17 protein-coding genes are annotated in these 13,856 nt (G+C 49.8%); 10 read left to right on the plus strand and 7 right to left on the minus strand.

The window, feature by feature from the left end; translation table 11 throughout:
* The first annotated feature begins 172 nt into the window (after positions 1-172).
* The 3 genes from NWAT_RS05985 to NWAT_RS05995 are packed head-to-tail and all read left to right on the plus strand — an operon-like array spanning position 173 to position 2,273.
* A complete protein-coding gene (locus NWAT_RS05985; protein WP_011330631.1) occupies positions 173-754 on the plus strand; it encodes a beta-class carbonic anhydrase in 582 nt (193 codons plus the stop codon).
* Between the two features lie 15 nt (positions 755-769).
* Entirely contained in the window at positions 770-1,939 is a 1,170-nt protein-coding gene (locus NWAT_RS05990) for a LysM peptidoglycan-binding domain-containing protein (protein WP_002808802.1), read from the plus strand.
* Positions 1,923-2,273, plus strand: coding sequence for a TMEM165/GDT1 family protein (locus tag NWAT_RS05995; RefSeq protein ID WP_011330632.1), 351 nt, complete (start codon positions 1,923-1,925; stop codon positions 2,271-2,273). The genes NWAT_RS05990 and NWAT_RS05995 overlap by 17 nt, the downstream gene beginning before the upstream one ends.
* 106 nt (positions 2,274-2,379) lie before the next feature.
* On the opposite strand, the gene NWAT_RS06000 is transcribed toward NWAT_RS05995, so the two are convergent.
* The 7 genes from NWAT_RS06000 to NWAT_RS06030 all read right to left on the minus strand — a co-directional run bounded on the left by NWAT_RS06000 (position 2,380) and on the right by NWAT_RS06030 (position 8,385).
* The gene (locus tag NWAT_RS06000; protein WP_013220244.1) at positions 2,380-3,882 is read right to left on the minus strand and encodes an ABC transporter substrate-binding protein; all 1,503 of its coding nucleotides are present in this window, start codon (positions 3,880-3,882) and stop codon (positions 2,380-2,382) included.
* A gap of 66 nt (positions 3,883-3,948) precedes the next feature.
* Positions 3,949-4,293 (minus strand): hypothetical protein, encoded by a 345-nt coding sequence (locus NWAT_RS06005; protein ID WP_041350529.1) that lies wholly within the window; start codon positions 4,291-4,293, stop codon positions 3,949-3,951.
* 673 nt (positions 4,294-4,966) lie between these two features.
* Positions 4,967-5,803, minus strand: a complete 837-nt coding sequence (locus NWAT_RS06010) for a symmetrical bis(5'-nucleosyl)-tetraphosphatase (protein ID WP_013220245.1) — start codon at positions 5,801-5,803, stop codon at positions 4,967-4,969.
* Between the two features lie 4 nt (positions 5,804-5,807).
* Positions 5,808-6,191, minus strand: a complete 384-nt coding sequence (gene apaG / locus NWAT_RS06015) for a Co2+/Mg2+ efflux protein ApaG (RefSeq protein ID WP_157680008.1) — start codon at positions 6,189-6,191, stop codon at positions 5,808-5,810.
* Between the two features lie 31 nt (positions 6,192-6,222).
* On the minus strand, positions 6,223-7,230 hold the full coding sequence (locus NWAT_RS06020) for a glucokinase (protein WP_013220247.1): 1,008 nt from the start codon (positions 7,228-7,230) through the stop codon (positions 6,223-6,225).
* Positions 7,227-7,955, minus strand: a complete 729-nt coding sequence (gene pgl, locus NWAT_RS06025) for a 6-phosphogluconolactonase (RefSeq protein WP_013220248.1) — start codon at positions 7,953-7,955, stop codon at positions 7,227-7,229. Before pgl ends, NWAT_RS06020 begins: the two co-directional genes overlap by 4 nt.
* Before the next feature lie 139 nt (positions 7,956-8,094).
* Positions 8,095-8,385, minus strand: coding sequence for a DUF4342 domain-containing protein (locus NWAT_RS06030; protein WP_013220249.1), 291 nt, complete (start codon positions 8,383-8,385; stop codon positions 8,095-8,097).
* 138 nt (positions 8,386-8,523) lie between these two features.
* Between NWAT_RS06030 and NWAT_RS06035 the strand changes: the two genes are divergently transcribed.
* The 7 genes from NWAT_RS06035 (at position 8,524) to NWAT_RS06065 (ending at position 13,833) form a co-directional block, all read left to right on the plus strand.
* Positions 8,524-9,285, plus strand: coding sequence for a hypothetical protein (locus NWAT_RS06035; protein ID WP_013220250.1), 762 nt, complete (start codon positions 8,524-8,526; stop codon positions 9,283-9,285).
* An 84-nt stretch (positions 9,286-9,369) separates the two neighbouring features.
* Entirely contained in the window at positions 9,370-9,681 is a 312-nt protein-coding gene (locus tag NWAT_RS06040; RefSeq protein WP_013220251.1) for a PepSY domain-containing protein, read from the plus strand.
* A 128-nt stretch (positions 9,682-9,809) separates the two neighbouring features.
* The gene (locus NWAT_RS06045; protein WP_013220252.1) at positions 9,810-10,127 is read left to right on the plus strand and encodes a PepSY domain-containing protein; all 318 of its coding nucleotides are present in this window, start codon (positions 9,810-9,812) and stop codon (positions 10,125-10,127) included.
* Positions 10,093-10,437: a PepSY domain-containing protein gene (locus NWAT_RS06050; protein ID WP_232420219.1), complete on the plus strand. Its 345-nt coding sequence runs from the start codon at positions 10,093-10,095 to the stop codon at positions 10,435-10,437. The genes NWAT_RS06045 and NWAT_RS06050 overlap by 35 nt, the downstream gene beginning before the upstream one ends.
* The gene (locus tag NWAT_RS06055; protein WP_013220254.1) at positions 10,437-11,096 is read left to right on the plus strand and encodes a response regulator transcription factor; all 660 of its coding nucleotides are present in this window, start codon (positions 10,437-10,439) and stop codon (positions 11,094-11,096) included. Before NWAT_RS06050 ends, NWAT_RS06055 begins: the two co-directional genes overlap by 1 nt.
* A complete protein-coding gene (locus NWAT_RS06060; RefSeq protein ID WP_013220255.1) occupies positions 11,093-12,418 on the plus strand; it encodes an ATP-binding protein in 1,326 nt (441 codons plus the stop codon). The genes NWAT_RS06055 and NWAT_RS06060 overlap by 4 nt, the downstream gene beginning before the upstream one ends.
* A gap of 92 nt (positions 12,419-12,510) precedes the next feature.
* Entirely contained in the window at positions 12,511-13,833 is a 1,323-nt protein-coding gene (locus NWAT_RS06065) for a PhoPQ-activated pathogenicity-related family protein (protein ID WP_013220256.1), read from the plus strand.
* The last annotated feature ends 23 nt before the right edge of the window (positions 13,834-13,856 follow it).

Genomic DNA, 13,856 nt, shown 5'->3' on the forward strand with positions numbered 1-13,856 from the left:
CGGGTCCATGGCGAATTATTGTGAGAATGAGTAGTTACGGGAAGGAAGTTTGTCTCCGCCGGTATTTGTTTTTTCGATAAAAAACGATGTGCTACACTGTTACTATGGGCACTGCTTTCACCCTCTAACATCTACAGCCAAAAAGTATAATGGTTTCTATGGAGGAATAAAAATGAGCGAAATTCGAAAAGAAATCCTGGCGGCTAACCAGAGCTATGCGGCCAACTTTGGCGATAAAGCAGACTTGCCCATGCCCCCTGGCCGCCATTTTGCTATCTTGACCTGTATGGATGCCCGTTCAGATCCAGCGCAATATGCGGGTTTGGCAGAAGGCGATGCCCATGTCATCCGTAATGCGGGGGGACGGGCCAGCGATGATGCTATCCGTTCCCTAGTTATTTCTTATAAGCTTCTTGGTACCCGGGAATGGTTTGTGATCCATCACACTGACTGCGGTATGGAAACATTTACCAATGAAGTTATGGACAAATTATTGTCTAGCAGCCTTAAGTCCGCCATCCTGGATGGTAGTGGCTGGCATGATAACGGGCCGGGACCCGGAAGTTCGGAAGGCAAATACATCAATTGGTTGACCATTAAGGATCAGACCCAAAGCGTGTTGGAAGATGTAAAGCGTATTCGCCATCATCCTTTAGTCCCTGGGGATCTTCCTATTTACGGTTATGTCTATGACGTCAAAACAGGTAAACTTATAGAGGTGCCCGAAGCGACGGCGGCAGGAAAAGTAGTTTAAGCTAAGCTTGTTGGGATGATGGGGGCGGCAACTCTCCTATCTTTGTTAAAAATGCAAGACTTTCTAATAGTTTTCGGCCTTGCCTTGTTGCCCGCATTGGGGAATTTTGTCGGCGGGCTGTGGGCGGAATTTCTTCGAACCTCAGAACGCGCCCTCAACCGGGCGCTCCACGCCGCGGCCGGTATCGTCCTTGCTATCGTCGCCATTGAACTGATGCCCGAGGCGCTGAAAAGTATCTCCCCCTGGATGATTGCCTTGGCCTTTGCCCTGGGCGGCTTCGCCTATATGGCCCTGGAAGCGGCGATTGAGTATTTGCAGAAGAAAAAAGGAAAGAATAGCTCTGGAAGCACGGCCATGTGGATGCTCTATGGGGCGGTGGCTACGGATTTGTTCAGTGATGGCCTCATGATTGGTGCCGGTTCGGCTGTTTCACCCAGTATGGCGCTTATTTTGGCGCTGGGACAGGTGCTGGCCGATGTTCCGGAAGGGTATGCCGCGATCGCCAATTTCAAGGATAAAAACATCCCCCGTAGACGGCGGTTTTGGCTTTCCGCTTCTTTCGCTTTGCCAGCGCTAACCGCTGCCACTCTGGCTTATTTCCTGCTTCGTGACCAGAATGAAACCCTAAAAATGGCGGGATTAGTTTTTACGGCGGGACTGCTTACGGTAGCCGCTGTGGAGGACATGGTTTCCGAGGCTCATGAAATCGCGCAAGATACGCGCTGGTCGGACTTTTCCTTCATTGGTGGCTTTGTCTTATTTATCCTTGTTTCCGCCGGTTTCAAAAGCTACCTGATAGAAGAGCCTGAATCTGCTGTAGCGGCCAAAGCAGGGGCGGAGGCGCTACCGGCGCTTTCGGTTTCCGAAACAGCCAAGTCTGGGGAAAAAGAGTCTCTCGTAACGCGCCTCCAGGAACGTTCCCGCGAAAAAGACGCCGACATGATTACTAGGCTTCCTCCTACGTCGGCAACCAAAAAATCACAGGAAAAGCGTGCGTTAACGTCTAGGCTGCCGAAAAGGTTGGTTGTCCAGCACGGTGATACCTTGTCGCAGATCGCGGCGCGTCTCTATGGCGATCCTGCTCAATGGCGACTCCTGTATGCGGCCAATCGGGACAGACTTGATAATCCTGATTTACTCAGAGCAGGAATGGAGCTTGTTGTTCCCCTTGATTCGGAAAAATAGAGCGATTAGCTCCGCATGGTTTTTTCTATTAGGCTCTATTAATAAATGGAGAATTACAACATTGGAATACAAAGTGCTCCTCACAGTTTTTGTCGCAGTCTTCATTGCTGAGCTTGGCGACAAAACTCAATTAGCCACTATGTTATTTGCAGCAGATAAAGAGGTAAGTAAGCTCGCTGTATTTATTGGGGCCTCGTTAGCATTAATTGTGGCTTCAGGTATGGGTGTTCTCGCTGGCGGCATCATTTCGCAATATATCAGTGAAAAACATCTGCATTACATTGCTGGAGTTGGGTTCATTGGCATCGGCATATGGATGCTTTTAAAAGCATGAGCGCCTAACAAGGCAAATTCACTCGGACGGCAAAAAAAGCACCGCTCCTTCGTCGCTCTGCTTTTTTTGCCGCTGGTGATCTGCGGCGGTATTTTATCCAATAAAATTACTTCACGTACCGATGGAACCGCACTTCCACCAAGCCATCATAATTCCCATCGGGTGCTAGTTGATAATGACTGATACCTTGATGGGCTGCGAACACGTTATCTTCGTACCAAAGAGGCACATAAGGCAGTTGTTCCAGAAGGCGTGCTTGTAACCGGCGGTAGAGATTGGCTTGCTGGTTTTGATTGTCTGTATTTCCCGCCCGTTCAATTAAAAAATCACTTTGAGGATCGTTAAAATGGCCTCGGTTCGCCCCTTGAGGTGGAGCCGACTCGCTATGAAAGATGTAATGAAAGGCATCCGGCAATTTAACGCCTACCCAGGATAGGCTATACATTTGGAAACGCCCGGCCTTAATATCGCCGTAAAAGGTTCCCCAATCATAACTTTGCACCTCTACCTGAATGCCCACTTGTTGCAGTTGATGCTGAATAATGGTGGCCAGGCGAACCCGGAAAGGATCGCTAGAGGTCTTATAGCTAACGCGGGCCGGAGAATGGGCATTGAAGCCAGCTTCCTTAAGCAGTTTCCTGGCCCGCTGGGGATCATAGGCGTGCGGGGGTAAAGCCGGGTGGCCTGCCCAATGCTCGGGCGGCAGCAGGGCCTGAGCTGGCCGGGCTGCTCCTTTAAAAACATAGCGAATGATCTTTTGACGATCCAAAGCATGGGCGATCGCTAAACGCACTTGAGGTTGGCCTGTTACCGGATCATCGAGATTAAATCCTAGATACGTAAACGTATTCCCCCGACCCCGTTGCAGGGAAATTTCCTCCTTATCTTCCAGGTAAGCCACCAGCTCCTGGGGAAGATCGTTTTGCAGCATGTGGATCTCCCCACGGAGTAATTTTAATACCCGCACCGTGGGATCGGGTACATGAACAAATACAAACCCCTGTCTATCTCGTCGCCGCTGGAGTATCAATCGGCCCTCTTCCGGCCACGCCTTAAAGCGAAAGGGACCATTGCCTACCGGAATGCGATTCAAAGGGTGACCCACAGCTATTAGGGAAGCAGGGATTATCCCCAGGGTAAGCCGCCCTGGAAACAGGGAATCAGGTTCTTTCAAAACGAAGTCAATGGTTTCTGGATTGGGCACCGCAATAGACTGCACTTTATCCAAGGAAGCTAAAAAAGGCGAGCCATTATCTGGATCAAGTACCGAGGTATAGGTCGCTTTCACATCCTGAGCGCTAAGCTTGCTGCCATCGTGAAAGCGAGGACGATCAAGCTGTAATCGAAACCGGTAGCGGCTCGGAGACAGTTGTTGCCAATGGGCTAAACTGGGGATGGGCTTGCCGCTGGCATCCAAATCAACGAGGGGTTGATACAAGAGGCGGGTAATACGGGCTGAGGCGGCATCCGTGGCATAGCGGGGATCAAGGGTAAGGGGTGAAGTTGCTAGGCCAAAACGTAGCGTATTTTTGCCGTCAGGGCCGGGAGCGCACCCCATTAGTAAAGCCACGGCAACCAGTAGACCTAAAGTAGGCCATATCCGGTTCATGTTTCTCGTTTGGGTAAAACATTGTGCATGTTTCTGAGGCTCATATCTCTAGTATCAAGTTCCTCTCTAGCTTTTTATCCGTCGTTTTCGGCGATAGACACCAATTGCATAAAATATAAGTGTAATAGTGTAAGCGATTATGATCTGCACCATGAGAATCGATTCTGTAAGATTTGGAATATCCATAAGCACGCTCACAAAGCGCAGGTTAAAAGTAACTATCACGAAAACAGTCAGTAAATATCTGGTATTACCGAGAAGCGCCGAGCAGGCCGATAATAGCAATGTAATAAGAGAAATAATTATCCCTGCACCAGATACCAAACTAACCGGAATGGCCAAAATTGATACTACTACTGCGATCAAGCCGATAGCCTTAAATATCTTTTCAGCAATGGATAAATTTTCCAAATTTATGTAACCTTTACAGGAAACATGCTAGCCGACACACATCACTGCCGGCTAGCTGTTTATATGTAATCCTTGATTTTATAATCTAAAAGCGGTCAGTCGATTATACTCTCAGCCAGGCTTGTGAGGTCATCTTACAAAGATTAGTGAGTGCTCAACAATGAATGTATATGGAACAAGAAAGTAGCTTCACAGGATTTATAATTGCTTTCCGACAACTACTACACTGCTATTAACGCAAAGTACAAGCCAGGATATATTTTCTTTTTTAGTTCATGGTGTTATGCTAAATACGCCGCTTCAGCAGATTCTTGATTTTTAGTCATTTGCCTGATTTACTGCGGCATATCCCGCAATTTAAGGAATCTATCGCAACTACTAGAGCGTTCTTTTCTTTCTATTTTGGAAATTTCGGGTTACTGGAGGACGATGGTTTTAAGTAGTTACGTAGGACGGGAAAGCGAAAGTGTTTCCTTGTTAGGAATTACTTACTGAGAAGTTTGGAGCACGGCCAGGCGGCCAGTGTGTTGCCTGACTGATAAGTGGACAGCCTCACCCGCTAGAGCGGGAGCCTATACAGGATAAGCAGCTTAAAGAAAGTTTAAAGTGGGTACGAGTCTCAGGGCCTTCTCAGACTATTCCGAGTAACTAGATTGAGTTGGCAGGAAGACGCTTAGGTAAACTTGCTATACCCCTGACAATCCACAAAAAACCATTGGGGATTCTTATCATCAAGGCGCAGGGCTACTAACTGTCCTCCCCAGACGCAACCTCCATCCACTGCGAAAACAGACCCTTCGTAAGAGCCAACTTCCAAGGTAGCCCAATGGCCAAAGACAATGCGTTCTCCGCGGCTTGCTCGATGAGGCACCTTAAACCAGGGCATCAAGCCGCTTTTGGTTTGAGCTCCCGGAGATTCTTTAAATTTCAGGAAAAAGCGTCCTTTAGTGTCACAATAACGCAACCGGGTTAAACAGTTGCTAATCGTCCGTAGGCGGTCCCAGCCTTGTAGATCATCTTTCCATAGCTTTGGTTTATCGCCATACATATGGGCTAGAAAATCCCGCCAGTTTGGCCCCTGCAAGACCGCTTCCAGTTCTCTGGCACAGGACTCTGCCTTGGTCATATCCCATTGGGGAGGTAAGCCAGCGTGAATGAGCGTTATTCCTAGCGTAGTATCCCGATGCAACAAGGGAAGGTGGCGTAACCAAGTTATGAGTTCCTCCCGATCCGGCGCCGAGAGAATAGCAGCTAAGGTATCCTTGGAATGGAGGGGGTGGAGGCCCGCAGCTACCGCCAGTAAATGAAGGTCATGGTTGCCCAGTACGGTAATTGCTCGCTTTCCCAGGCTATAGACCAAACGCAGGACTTCTAATGACTTAGGTCCCCGGTTGACCAGATCGCCGGCAAACCAGAGTTGATCAGCCCGCTCATCAAAATGAATCTTTTTTAATAACTGCTGGAACTCATCGTAGCATCCCTGGATGTCGCCAATCGCATAAATAGCCATATCGTCAATGCAGAGAACCTGGCATCGCTAGGGTGAAAGCGGCGATCTCGGCATCGAAGGTGACGCCATCTTCTCCTACCATGCCATAACAACCATGCATGGCGCCTACCGGCGTTTCAATCATGGCCCCGCTGGTATAGCAAAATTGTTCACCTGGTTTGAGAGAGGGCTGCTCGCCTATGACCCCTTGCCCCCGAACCTCTCGCACCTGACCCTCCCCATCGGTAATGATCCAGTGCCGAGTTAGCAACTTGACGGCAATCGTTCCCAGATTATGAATAGTAATAGTATAAGCAAAGACGTAACGGGCTGCGGCAGGGTCGGATTGTTCCTCGATAAAAGTTGTCGCTACTTCTACTATTATCTTATAAGGCTTGGGTTCTTCCATAAAACAAATATTATCTAAAGTATCAACAATTCTATAGTTGCTCATAAGCTAATCTTCTTGCTAATCGCGAGGCTCCCAGCAGGCCAACTTTGGACTCTAATATGACTTTGACAGGGATCTGCCCCATAAGCTCGGACAGTCGTCCTTTGCTTAGAAAAGCCTCCATAAATCCGCCCGCCTGCAAGCGCTCGATAATTTTGGGTGCGATACCGCCGGCGACAAAAAGCCCCCCCCGCGGCAAGCAAGTCAGGGCTAAATTGCCCGCTTGTGCGCCATAGATTTGGATCAGTAAATCTAACGCTTGCCCCGCTAATGGGTCTCCATGCTCCAGAGCGGAGCGGCTGATGGCCGCTGCCTGATCGCCCTCGCTCAACGCCTTTTTCAAGGCCGGGCTTTCAGCCATGCCGCTGGTTTCCTTCAAAAAATGGTAGAGCGTGACTAAGCCGCCGCCTGATAATACCCGTTCGTAGGAAACATGGTCTAACTGACGAGAAAGATAAGTCAGCAATGCAATCTGGAGTTTTCCCTGAGGGGCAAAGTCTACATGACCTCCTTCAGTAGGTAAAACCTGGTAGTGACCCGTTTGCTCCTGCCATACGAGCAATGCCTGTCCAAGCCCGGTCCCAGCGCCAATAACCGCCTGGGGAGCGGCGGCTTCCGGCTTGCCTGACTGGAGTATTGCGAAATCGTCTGGCGTTAGACCTTCAATGCCATAGCCGATGGCCGTGAAATCATTGATTAAAACCACTTGAGGCAGCTCGAATGTTGCCTCCAAATGTGTTGCATCCAGCCGCCAGGGGAGATTAGTGGCCGTCGCCACGCCTTGCGTCACGACGCCTGCTACAGCAAAACAAGCACCCCTAAGGCCGTTTCCTGTACTGCTCGTCTCTGTCAAAAATGTTCGCAGGAGATCATCAAAGCTTGAATAATCACCGCTGAGATAACGCTGTTCCGCAAGAACCTGCGGAGTGTTTTCCCCCCAGTCAGCGATCTGAAGTAAGGTTTTGGTTCCTCCAATATCCGCAGCCAATACTTTCATTTTGTTACCTCCCACTTGCGGGCTGCCTCCGCATCCAAATACCAGCTAACCTCACCTTGAGCCTGCAAATGCTGCACCGGCAAAGTCTTGTCCGCTGAGGGGGATAAGACGTGGGTAACGACCGCCGCCTTATCAGCGCCAGTGACAAGAAACAGGATCTGGCGAGCTTTTTCAACGGCGGGGTAGGTTATACTAATACGCCAAGCCTTTAATTTTTTTACATAAACTGCCGCTGCCAAACGATCACGGACTGTCAATATGGGGGTCTCGGGAAACAAAGAGGCGGTATGGCCGTCTGCGCCTAACCCCAATAATATCAGATCAAAAATTTCCCCCTCCGGCAAATGAGACTGTAGCACTTGCGCATAGTCGTCTGCCGCCAGCTCGGGTTCCGGAAACTCGGTCTGTATTCTTAAAATCTGTTCCGGAGGAATGGCTACCGAATCGAGCAAGGCCTCTCGGGCCATACGGTAATTACTATCCGGGTGATCTCTGGGCACATAGCGTTCGTCCCCAAAGTAGACATGAACCCGGTGCCAGTCTATTTGGCTGGCATAAGGCTCCGTTGCTAATAATTGATATAAGCCCCTCGGCGTGTTTCCCCCGGCTAGGGCGATATGGAAGGCTCCCGCCCTTTCAATGGCTCTTTTAGCCGTTCTTACCCAATACTCCGCTGCACTGTGATAAAGGACCGCTGGAGTAGGAAAAACCTGAATATTAGCCATGGTTAACCTCTAATGAGTTCTAGAAAATAAGCGCAATCCCGGTCTAGCGGGGCATCTAGCAGCGTTTGTTGCGCACATGCTAAAAGCAAGTAACGCGGTCATTCAGCAAGCGCTACTTTTCTGTTCCGCTGGTATCAAGTTAACCGCTATTATCAATTCTCACAATCTCAACTTTTATTTGTTTAAACAAGGCCACTAGCGCGCTTAGTGCCAACAGCGTCGGGGTAAAAAATAGCAATATCCCGCCAATCGCGGCCCCGACCGTCAGCGGAATCTCCATAAAAACATGGCCGCTAGGCTTGCGGATAACCAAACGACGCAAGTTACCCCTTTTGAGCCATTTATTAATAAAATTCAAAACTTCTTCATATTTCTCCTGGGTTTTGTCTGTCTGAGGGTGGCTTATGTTTTTTCCGGATTGTTCTTCCATACTTATTCCCCTGTCGTGAACGATTCTCCCAAAAAATCCTGCGGTTAATCTTATTTTCAGATCAATCTATTACGTTGGTATAGCCCAAAATATTTCTAACCGGGATAAAACCGCCCAAGGCGGATTAAGGGGATATCAGTGGTTACAAAAAAAAGATATAAGGTTCGAAAATTCGCTATTATTTTAGCTCTTCTCTCACTAGTCCTGCCAGCTATCAGCAGCTCCGCAGAAGGCGTTCCGTCCAATTCCCATCCCCATATCCCCGAACCCATGGTATTTGATTTGGTTCGCCCTCTTGGGGCACCGAAAGGAGAATTGGAAGCGAATACCCTGCTGCAATATGACTTTGCTCATGAACGAACAGAAGCAAATCCAGAGGTAGAGTATACCTTTGCCGATGGCTACGGCATTGAATTTGAGCTACCGATAGACAATACCTCCGAGGAGGGTACTTCTATTGCGGCCTATAAAATTTCATTGCAGGGCACTTTTAATTACCCGCAGAGCAGTCAATTTATCCATGGTTGGCAGTATTCTGGGGAGTATTTCCCTGATCAAAACCAATATCAAAACAATGCACTTTATTTATTCGGATATCGGTTTAATAAACGTTGGAGCACGCTTAATATGATGGGATTGCGCCATACCGATCTTGGCTCAAAAGGACGTTTTGAGGGTTTATTCAATAGCAGTCTCTTCTACACCCTATCGCCTCGATTAACAATGGGATTGGAGATCAATTGGGAATATAAACCCAATCGCCCGGATCGAATCCTGATTCTTCCCCAGATGCATTTAAAATTTACTAAACACACCATGCTGCAATTTGGCGCCGGCATGCAGCGCGTACACAACCGTAATTTTGCCCACCTAGCGGCACGGCTCGTTTTTACCTTTTAAGTACCAAGCCTTATTCATAAATAATTCAGGCACGGATCGTAAGGTGATCACTCGATACTCAGCAACACCCCTAAGGAGGGTTCAATGAACGCAAGAAAATTGGTGTTAATCATAGGCATTCTAGGTTTGGCGGGTACAGGGATAGCCCATGCCGATGATATCGGTCCAGACCAGGCAATTAAGTTGATGCAGGAGGGCAGAATTCAGTCCTTTGAAAAACTCAACGAGGCTGCCCTTGCTAAACATCCCGGCGCCACCGTAGAAGAGACTGAGCTAGAGAAAGAGCGTGGTAGCTATGTGTATGAAGTAGAATTGCGGGATACCCAGGGCGTTGAGTGGAAGGTAGAACTCGATGCGGTAAGCGGTAAAATTCTTCGTGATGATAAGGATAATTAATGACCCATGGGGCGGCTAGAAGGCCGCCCCTTTCACCTGGAAATACCCCCCGGCTCTTTGAAGCCCCGTTCATTTAGAATCGTACAGCTGGCTACTCAATACGCAGCAACAGCCCCTAAGAAGCGCCTATGAACATAGAACAATTGTCATTAATTGCAAGTATTTTAAGCCTGGCTGGCACGATGATAGGGTATACCGATACTATTAGCGTTGATCCGAACCAAGCGGTAGAATTGGTGAAAGAAGATAAGATTCAACCTTTTGAACAGCTTAACAGATTTGCGCTTGCCAAACATGCCAATGCCACTATGGAAACTAGCAAACTGGAATCGGAATATGGCCACTATACTTACAAAGCAGAATTGCGGGACGCCCAAGGTATACAATGGGAAGTGGAGCTAGACCCAACCAATGGTAAGATTATCCGTGATCAGCAAGACGATTAAGCGCCCCTGGACGGTCCTTCTGGTTATCCTCACTTTTGCCTTGGGAATGTCGGGCACGCTAAAAGCGCGGGACTTGAGCCATGAGGAAGCGCTCCGCTTGCGCCAAACGGGCACTATCCTTCCCTTTGAGCAGATCCTGGCGCGGGCGCTCACGGCTTATCCTGGCGCTCAATTGCTGGAATCGGAGCTGGAGCGGGAAGACGGCCTCTATGTCTATGAGCTGGAAATACTCACTCCCGCCGGCGTGGTCCATGAAATTGAAATCAATGCCAGCAATGGTCAATTCATCGAGGACGAGATAGAGGACTAATGCGCCTGCTGCTGGTGGAAGACAATGTGGCCCTGGCCGATGAACTCTTGCCTTTGTTTAAGGGCTATGGCTACGCGGTGGATTGGCGGGTGGATGGCCGGGATGCCTTACTGGCGGTTCACGATGAATCTTATGATATGGTCGTTTTAGATCTGGGCCTGCCGGGCCTGGATGGTCTTCAGGTGCTGCAGCACTGGCGTGCAGAGGGGGTAACTCTGCCGGTGCTGATTCTCACTGCACGGGATGCCTGGGCGGAGCGTTTGGAAGGTTTGCGCGCTGGTGCCGACGATTATCTGAGCAAGCCATTCCACCCGGACGAGTTGCTATTGCGGGTGCAAGCGGTGTTGCGGCGCAGCCATGGCACGGTCAATAGCCCGCGGCTGGAAGCAGGGGGGCTGGCTCTGGATGAAGATCGGCAGAGTGTTTGGCAGGGGGATCAGGAATACGAACTGACCCGGGGGGAATTTCGTCTATTACGTTGCTTTATGCTGCACCCGGGCAAGGTGCTTAGCCGGATGGAGCTGAACGAACATCTTTACGATGGTGAAAGCGAGCGGGACAGCAATGTATTGGAGGTGCATATTAGTCGGCTACGCCGCAAACTGGGTGACCCAGTGATTGAAACCCGCCGGAGCCAAGGTTATCGCTTCCAAAAATGAACTCTATCGGCCGCCAATTAGGCATTAGTTTATTTATCAGCCTGTTGGTGCCGGGTGTGCTGGCGGGACAAACGGCTATCTGGTGGCTGGATCAGCGCCAACGCGCCACCCTCGCCGCTAGCCTGCGAGAAGAAACCGTCAGCGTACTGGCGGCATTAGCCCGGGGGAGCAACGGCCTGCACTTAGACCGCCAAGCTCTTGATCAAGTTTACCAGCGACCCTTATCTGGTCGCTATTTTCTGATTATTACCCCGCAGGCGCGTTGGCGCTCCCGCTCTTTATGGGATACTCAATTTGAGGAACCAGAGCAAGAGGGGCTTAGCGCTACCCTGGTAGAGGGCCCCCAGGAACAAAAATTATTGCGCTATCGCGCCCATTATCAAATGGCGAGCCAGCCTATTGTCGTGGTAGTAGCTCAGGATTATGCACCGCAATTGCAGGATTTCAGCCGCCTTAAAACGGGAGCGCTGGTAGCCTGGATAGCTCTCCTCGTGGTACTGGCGGCCGTTCAACAGGGACTCATCCGGCGCGGGCTTCGCCCGCTTCGCCAAGTGCGACAACAATTACAACAATTCCGTAAAGGCCAGCGCGCCACGCTGGATAAAAACGTGGCGCGCGAATTGAAACCCCTGGTAGAAGAAGTGAACCGGCTCCAGGGCGATATTGAACGGCAACTACGTCGCTCCCGCCATGCTCTGGGAGATTTAAGCCACGGGCTGAAAACCCCCCTGGCAGTCATGAAAAATCAGTCCCGTACACAATTGCTCGCTTTTTCTCCCGCCCTTGCAGGCAGCTTTAGTGAGCAACTCTCGCAAATGGAAGCTGGCATCAAGCGGGCCTTGGGGCGGGCCCGTATTGCTGCTAGCACAACTCCCACCAATCGTTTTACCCCTGTTGAAGATGTCCCTCTATTGTTGCGTACTCTGCAACGGGCCCATGATCGTGATCTAAAGCTGGCAATCGAGGGGGTGCTGCCGCCAGCCTTGCCATTGGAACGGGACGATATGCTAGAAATTCTCGGCAATCTGCTGGACAATGCCTGTAAGTGGGCCCGTTGCACCGTTACCCTATCGCTGCAGCGGCAATCCGCCGTGCTGCTTATTACCGTAGTGGACGATGGTCCGGGGATTGCACCGTCACAGCGGCAGGTGGTATTGGCGCGGGGTCAACGCCTAGATCAGCGGGTGCCTGGCCAAGGATTGGGGCTAGAAATCGTTAGTGATATGGTAGATGCCTATGGCGGAGAATTAACCTTGGAGGATAATCCTGGAGGCGGATTGTTAGTACAGGTACGCTTGCCACTGCCTGGCTCGGGCGAGTGATTAATGATTTTATATTGTGCTCAGAAATCATGAGTCCTTTGGTATAGGATGGGGAATGCTCTGCGGATAATTTAAATTTTGAAGGTTTTAAAATGATGATAGCTCCTTTTTTTGGTCGACCCTCGAGAGCGTTTTTTTGGGCTATAGCGCTCTTTTTTATCGCTAAGCTGGCTTTTGCAGGCGCGCTTGAAGATTATGCTCGCAAGCCTGATCCTCATTATAATTGGAAACTGACGGAGCAGAAAAAAGAGTCCTGGGGAACCGTGGTCCACCTGGAGTTAGTGTCCCAGCATTGGCGCAATCAATTTTGGAGCCATCATCTTGTTATAGCTCGGCCCAAGGAAGTTCGGAATCCAGAAACCGGTTTACTTCTGATTGGAGGGGGGGGAGACGGGGAGAAGTATGTTAAACGGTTAAAAATGCTTGCTCAGCGGGCCGGTGCGGCGGCTGCGGTGATCACCCACGTTCCTAATCAGCCACTCTACAATGGTCTCAAAGAAGATGCTTTGATTGCTTTTACCTTGGCCCAGTTTTTAAAAACTGGCGATGAAACGTGGCCATTGCTCTTTCCCATGGTAAAAAGTGTGGTTCGGGGTATGGATAGCCTGCAGGCATTTCTAGAGCGGGCATTTCAGCAGAAAATCGAGGGCTTTGTGGTGACGGGAGCTTCCAAGCGGGGCTGGACCACTTGGCTAACTGGTGCGGTAGATTCGCGGATAAAAGGGTTGGCGCCGATGGTCATTGATATACTGAATATGGAGCAGCAACTGCGTTGGGCTGAAAAGGCGTATGGTAGGCAAAGCGAAAAAATTGACGATTATACGGAGCTTAGCCTTCATCAAAATCAAGATGATCCGGCCGTGGCAAAACTGCGCAGGTGGATAGATCCCTATGAATATCGGCAGCGCTATACGATGCCTAAACTTTTGCTCTTAGGTACCAATGACCCTTATTGGGTGGTGGACTCCCTGCGACACTATTGGAACGAATTGCCAGCGCCTAAGTTAATTTTTCAAACGCCTAATGCAGGGCATGATCTAAATGGCGGTAAACAAGCGATGCAGACCTTGGCCGCGTTTTTTCAAATGATTGCTGATGGCCAGAAATTGCCCCAATTAGCATGGGAATTACCAGTTAGCGACGCAGGAGAGGCAAGTGTTAAGGTAATGAGTGAACAACCAGTTCGGGCAATTCAGCTCTGGACAGCCACTTCTGAGGATCGGGATTTTCGCAACGAGCATTGGTCAAGCCGCAGTCTAAAAATCCTACCGGGCAGCCGTCATGCAACAGTTAAGATGGTTATTCCAAAGCAGGGCTATCGTGCCTATCTGTTTGAAGTAGAGATGGTCACCTCGACGGGGCATCCTTATAATCTTTCCACGGAAGCCCGCGTCCTACCCGATGATATTAAGTGAGCGAACTGATTAACTTGGACTTC

The sequence above is a fragment of the Nitrosococcus watsonii C-113 genome, assembly GCF_000143085.1.
In the GTDB taxonomy this organism is placed as follows: domain Bacteria; phylum Pseudomonadota; class Gammaproteobacteria; order Nitrosococcales; family Nitrosococcaceae; genus Nitrosococcus; species Nitrosococcus watsonii.

Excerpts from the sequence above, each read along its gene's own strand:
- NWAT_RS05985 (WP_011330631.1), top strand. The coding sequence starts at position 173 with ATGAGCGAAATTCGAAAAGAAATCCTGGCGGCTAACCAGAGCTATGCG.
- NWAT_RS05990 (WP_002808802.1), top strand. The coding sequence starts at position 770 with ATGATGGGGGCGGCAACTCTCCTATCTTTGTTAAAAATGCAAGACTTT.
- NWAT_RS06000 (WP_013220244.1), bottom strand. The coding sequence starts at position 3,882 with ATGAACCGGATATGGCCTACTTTAGGTCTACTGGTTGCCGTGGCTTTA.
- NWAT_RS06010 (WP_013220245.1), bottom strand. The coding sequence starts at position 5,803 with ATGGCTATTTATGCGATTGGCGACATCCAGGGATGCTACGATGAGTTC.
- apaG (WP_157680008.1), bottom strand. The coding sequence starts at position 6,191 with ATGGAAGAACCCAAGCCTTATAAGATAATAGTAGAAGTAGCGACAACT.
- NWAT_RS06020 (WP_013220247.1), bottom strand. The coding sequence starts at position 7,230 with ATGAAAGTATTGGCTGCGGATATTGGAGGAACCAAAACCTTACTTCAG.
- pgl (WP_013220248.1), bottom strand. The coding sequence starts at position 7,955 with ATGGCTAATATTCAGGTTTTTCCTACTCCAGCGGTCCTTTATCACAGT.
- NWAT_RS06030 (WP_013220249.1), bottom strand. The coding sequence starts at position 8,385 with ATGGAAGAACAATCCGGAAAAAACATAAGCCACCCTCAGACAGACAAA.
- NWAT_RS06040 (WP_013220251.1), top strand. The coding sequence starts at position 9,370 with ATGAACGCAAGAAAATTGGTGTTAATCATAGGCATTCTAGGTTTGGCG.
- NWAT_RS06045 (WP_013220252.1), top strand. The coding sequence starts at position 9,810 with ATGAACATAGAACAATTGTCATTAATTGCAAGTATTTTAAGCCTGGCT.
- NWAT_RS06050 (WP_232420219.1), top strand. The coding sequence starts at position 10,093 with ATGGTAAGATTATCCGTGATCAGCAAGACGATTAAGCGCCCCTGGACG.
- NWAT_RS06055 (WP_013220254.1), top strand. The coding sequence starts at position 10,437 with ATGCGCCTGCTGCTGGTGGAAGACAATGTGGCCCTGGCCGATGAACTC.
- NWAT_RS06060 (WP_013220255.1), top strand. The coding sequence starts at position 11,093 with ATGAACTCTATCGGCCGCCAATTAGGCATTAGTTTATTTATCAGCCTG.
- NWAT_RS06065 (WP_013220256.1), top strand. The coding sequence starts at position 12,511 with ATGATGATAGCTCCTTTTTTTGGTCGACCCTCGAGAGCGTTTTTTTGG.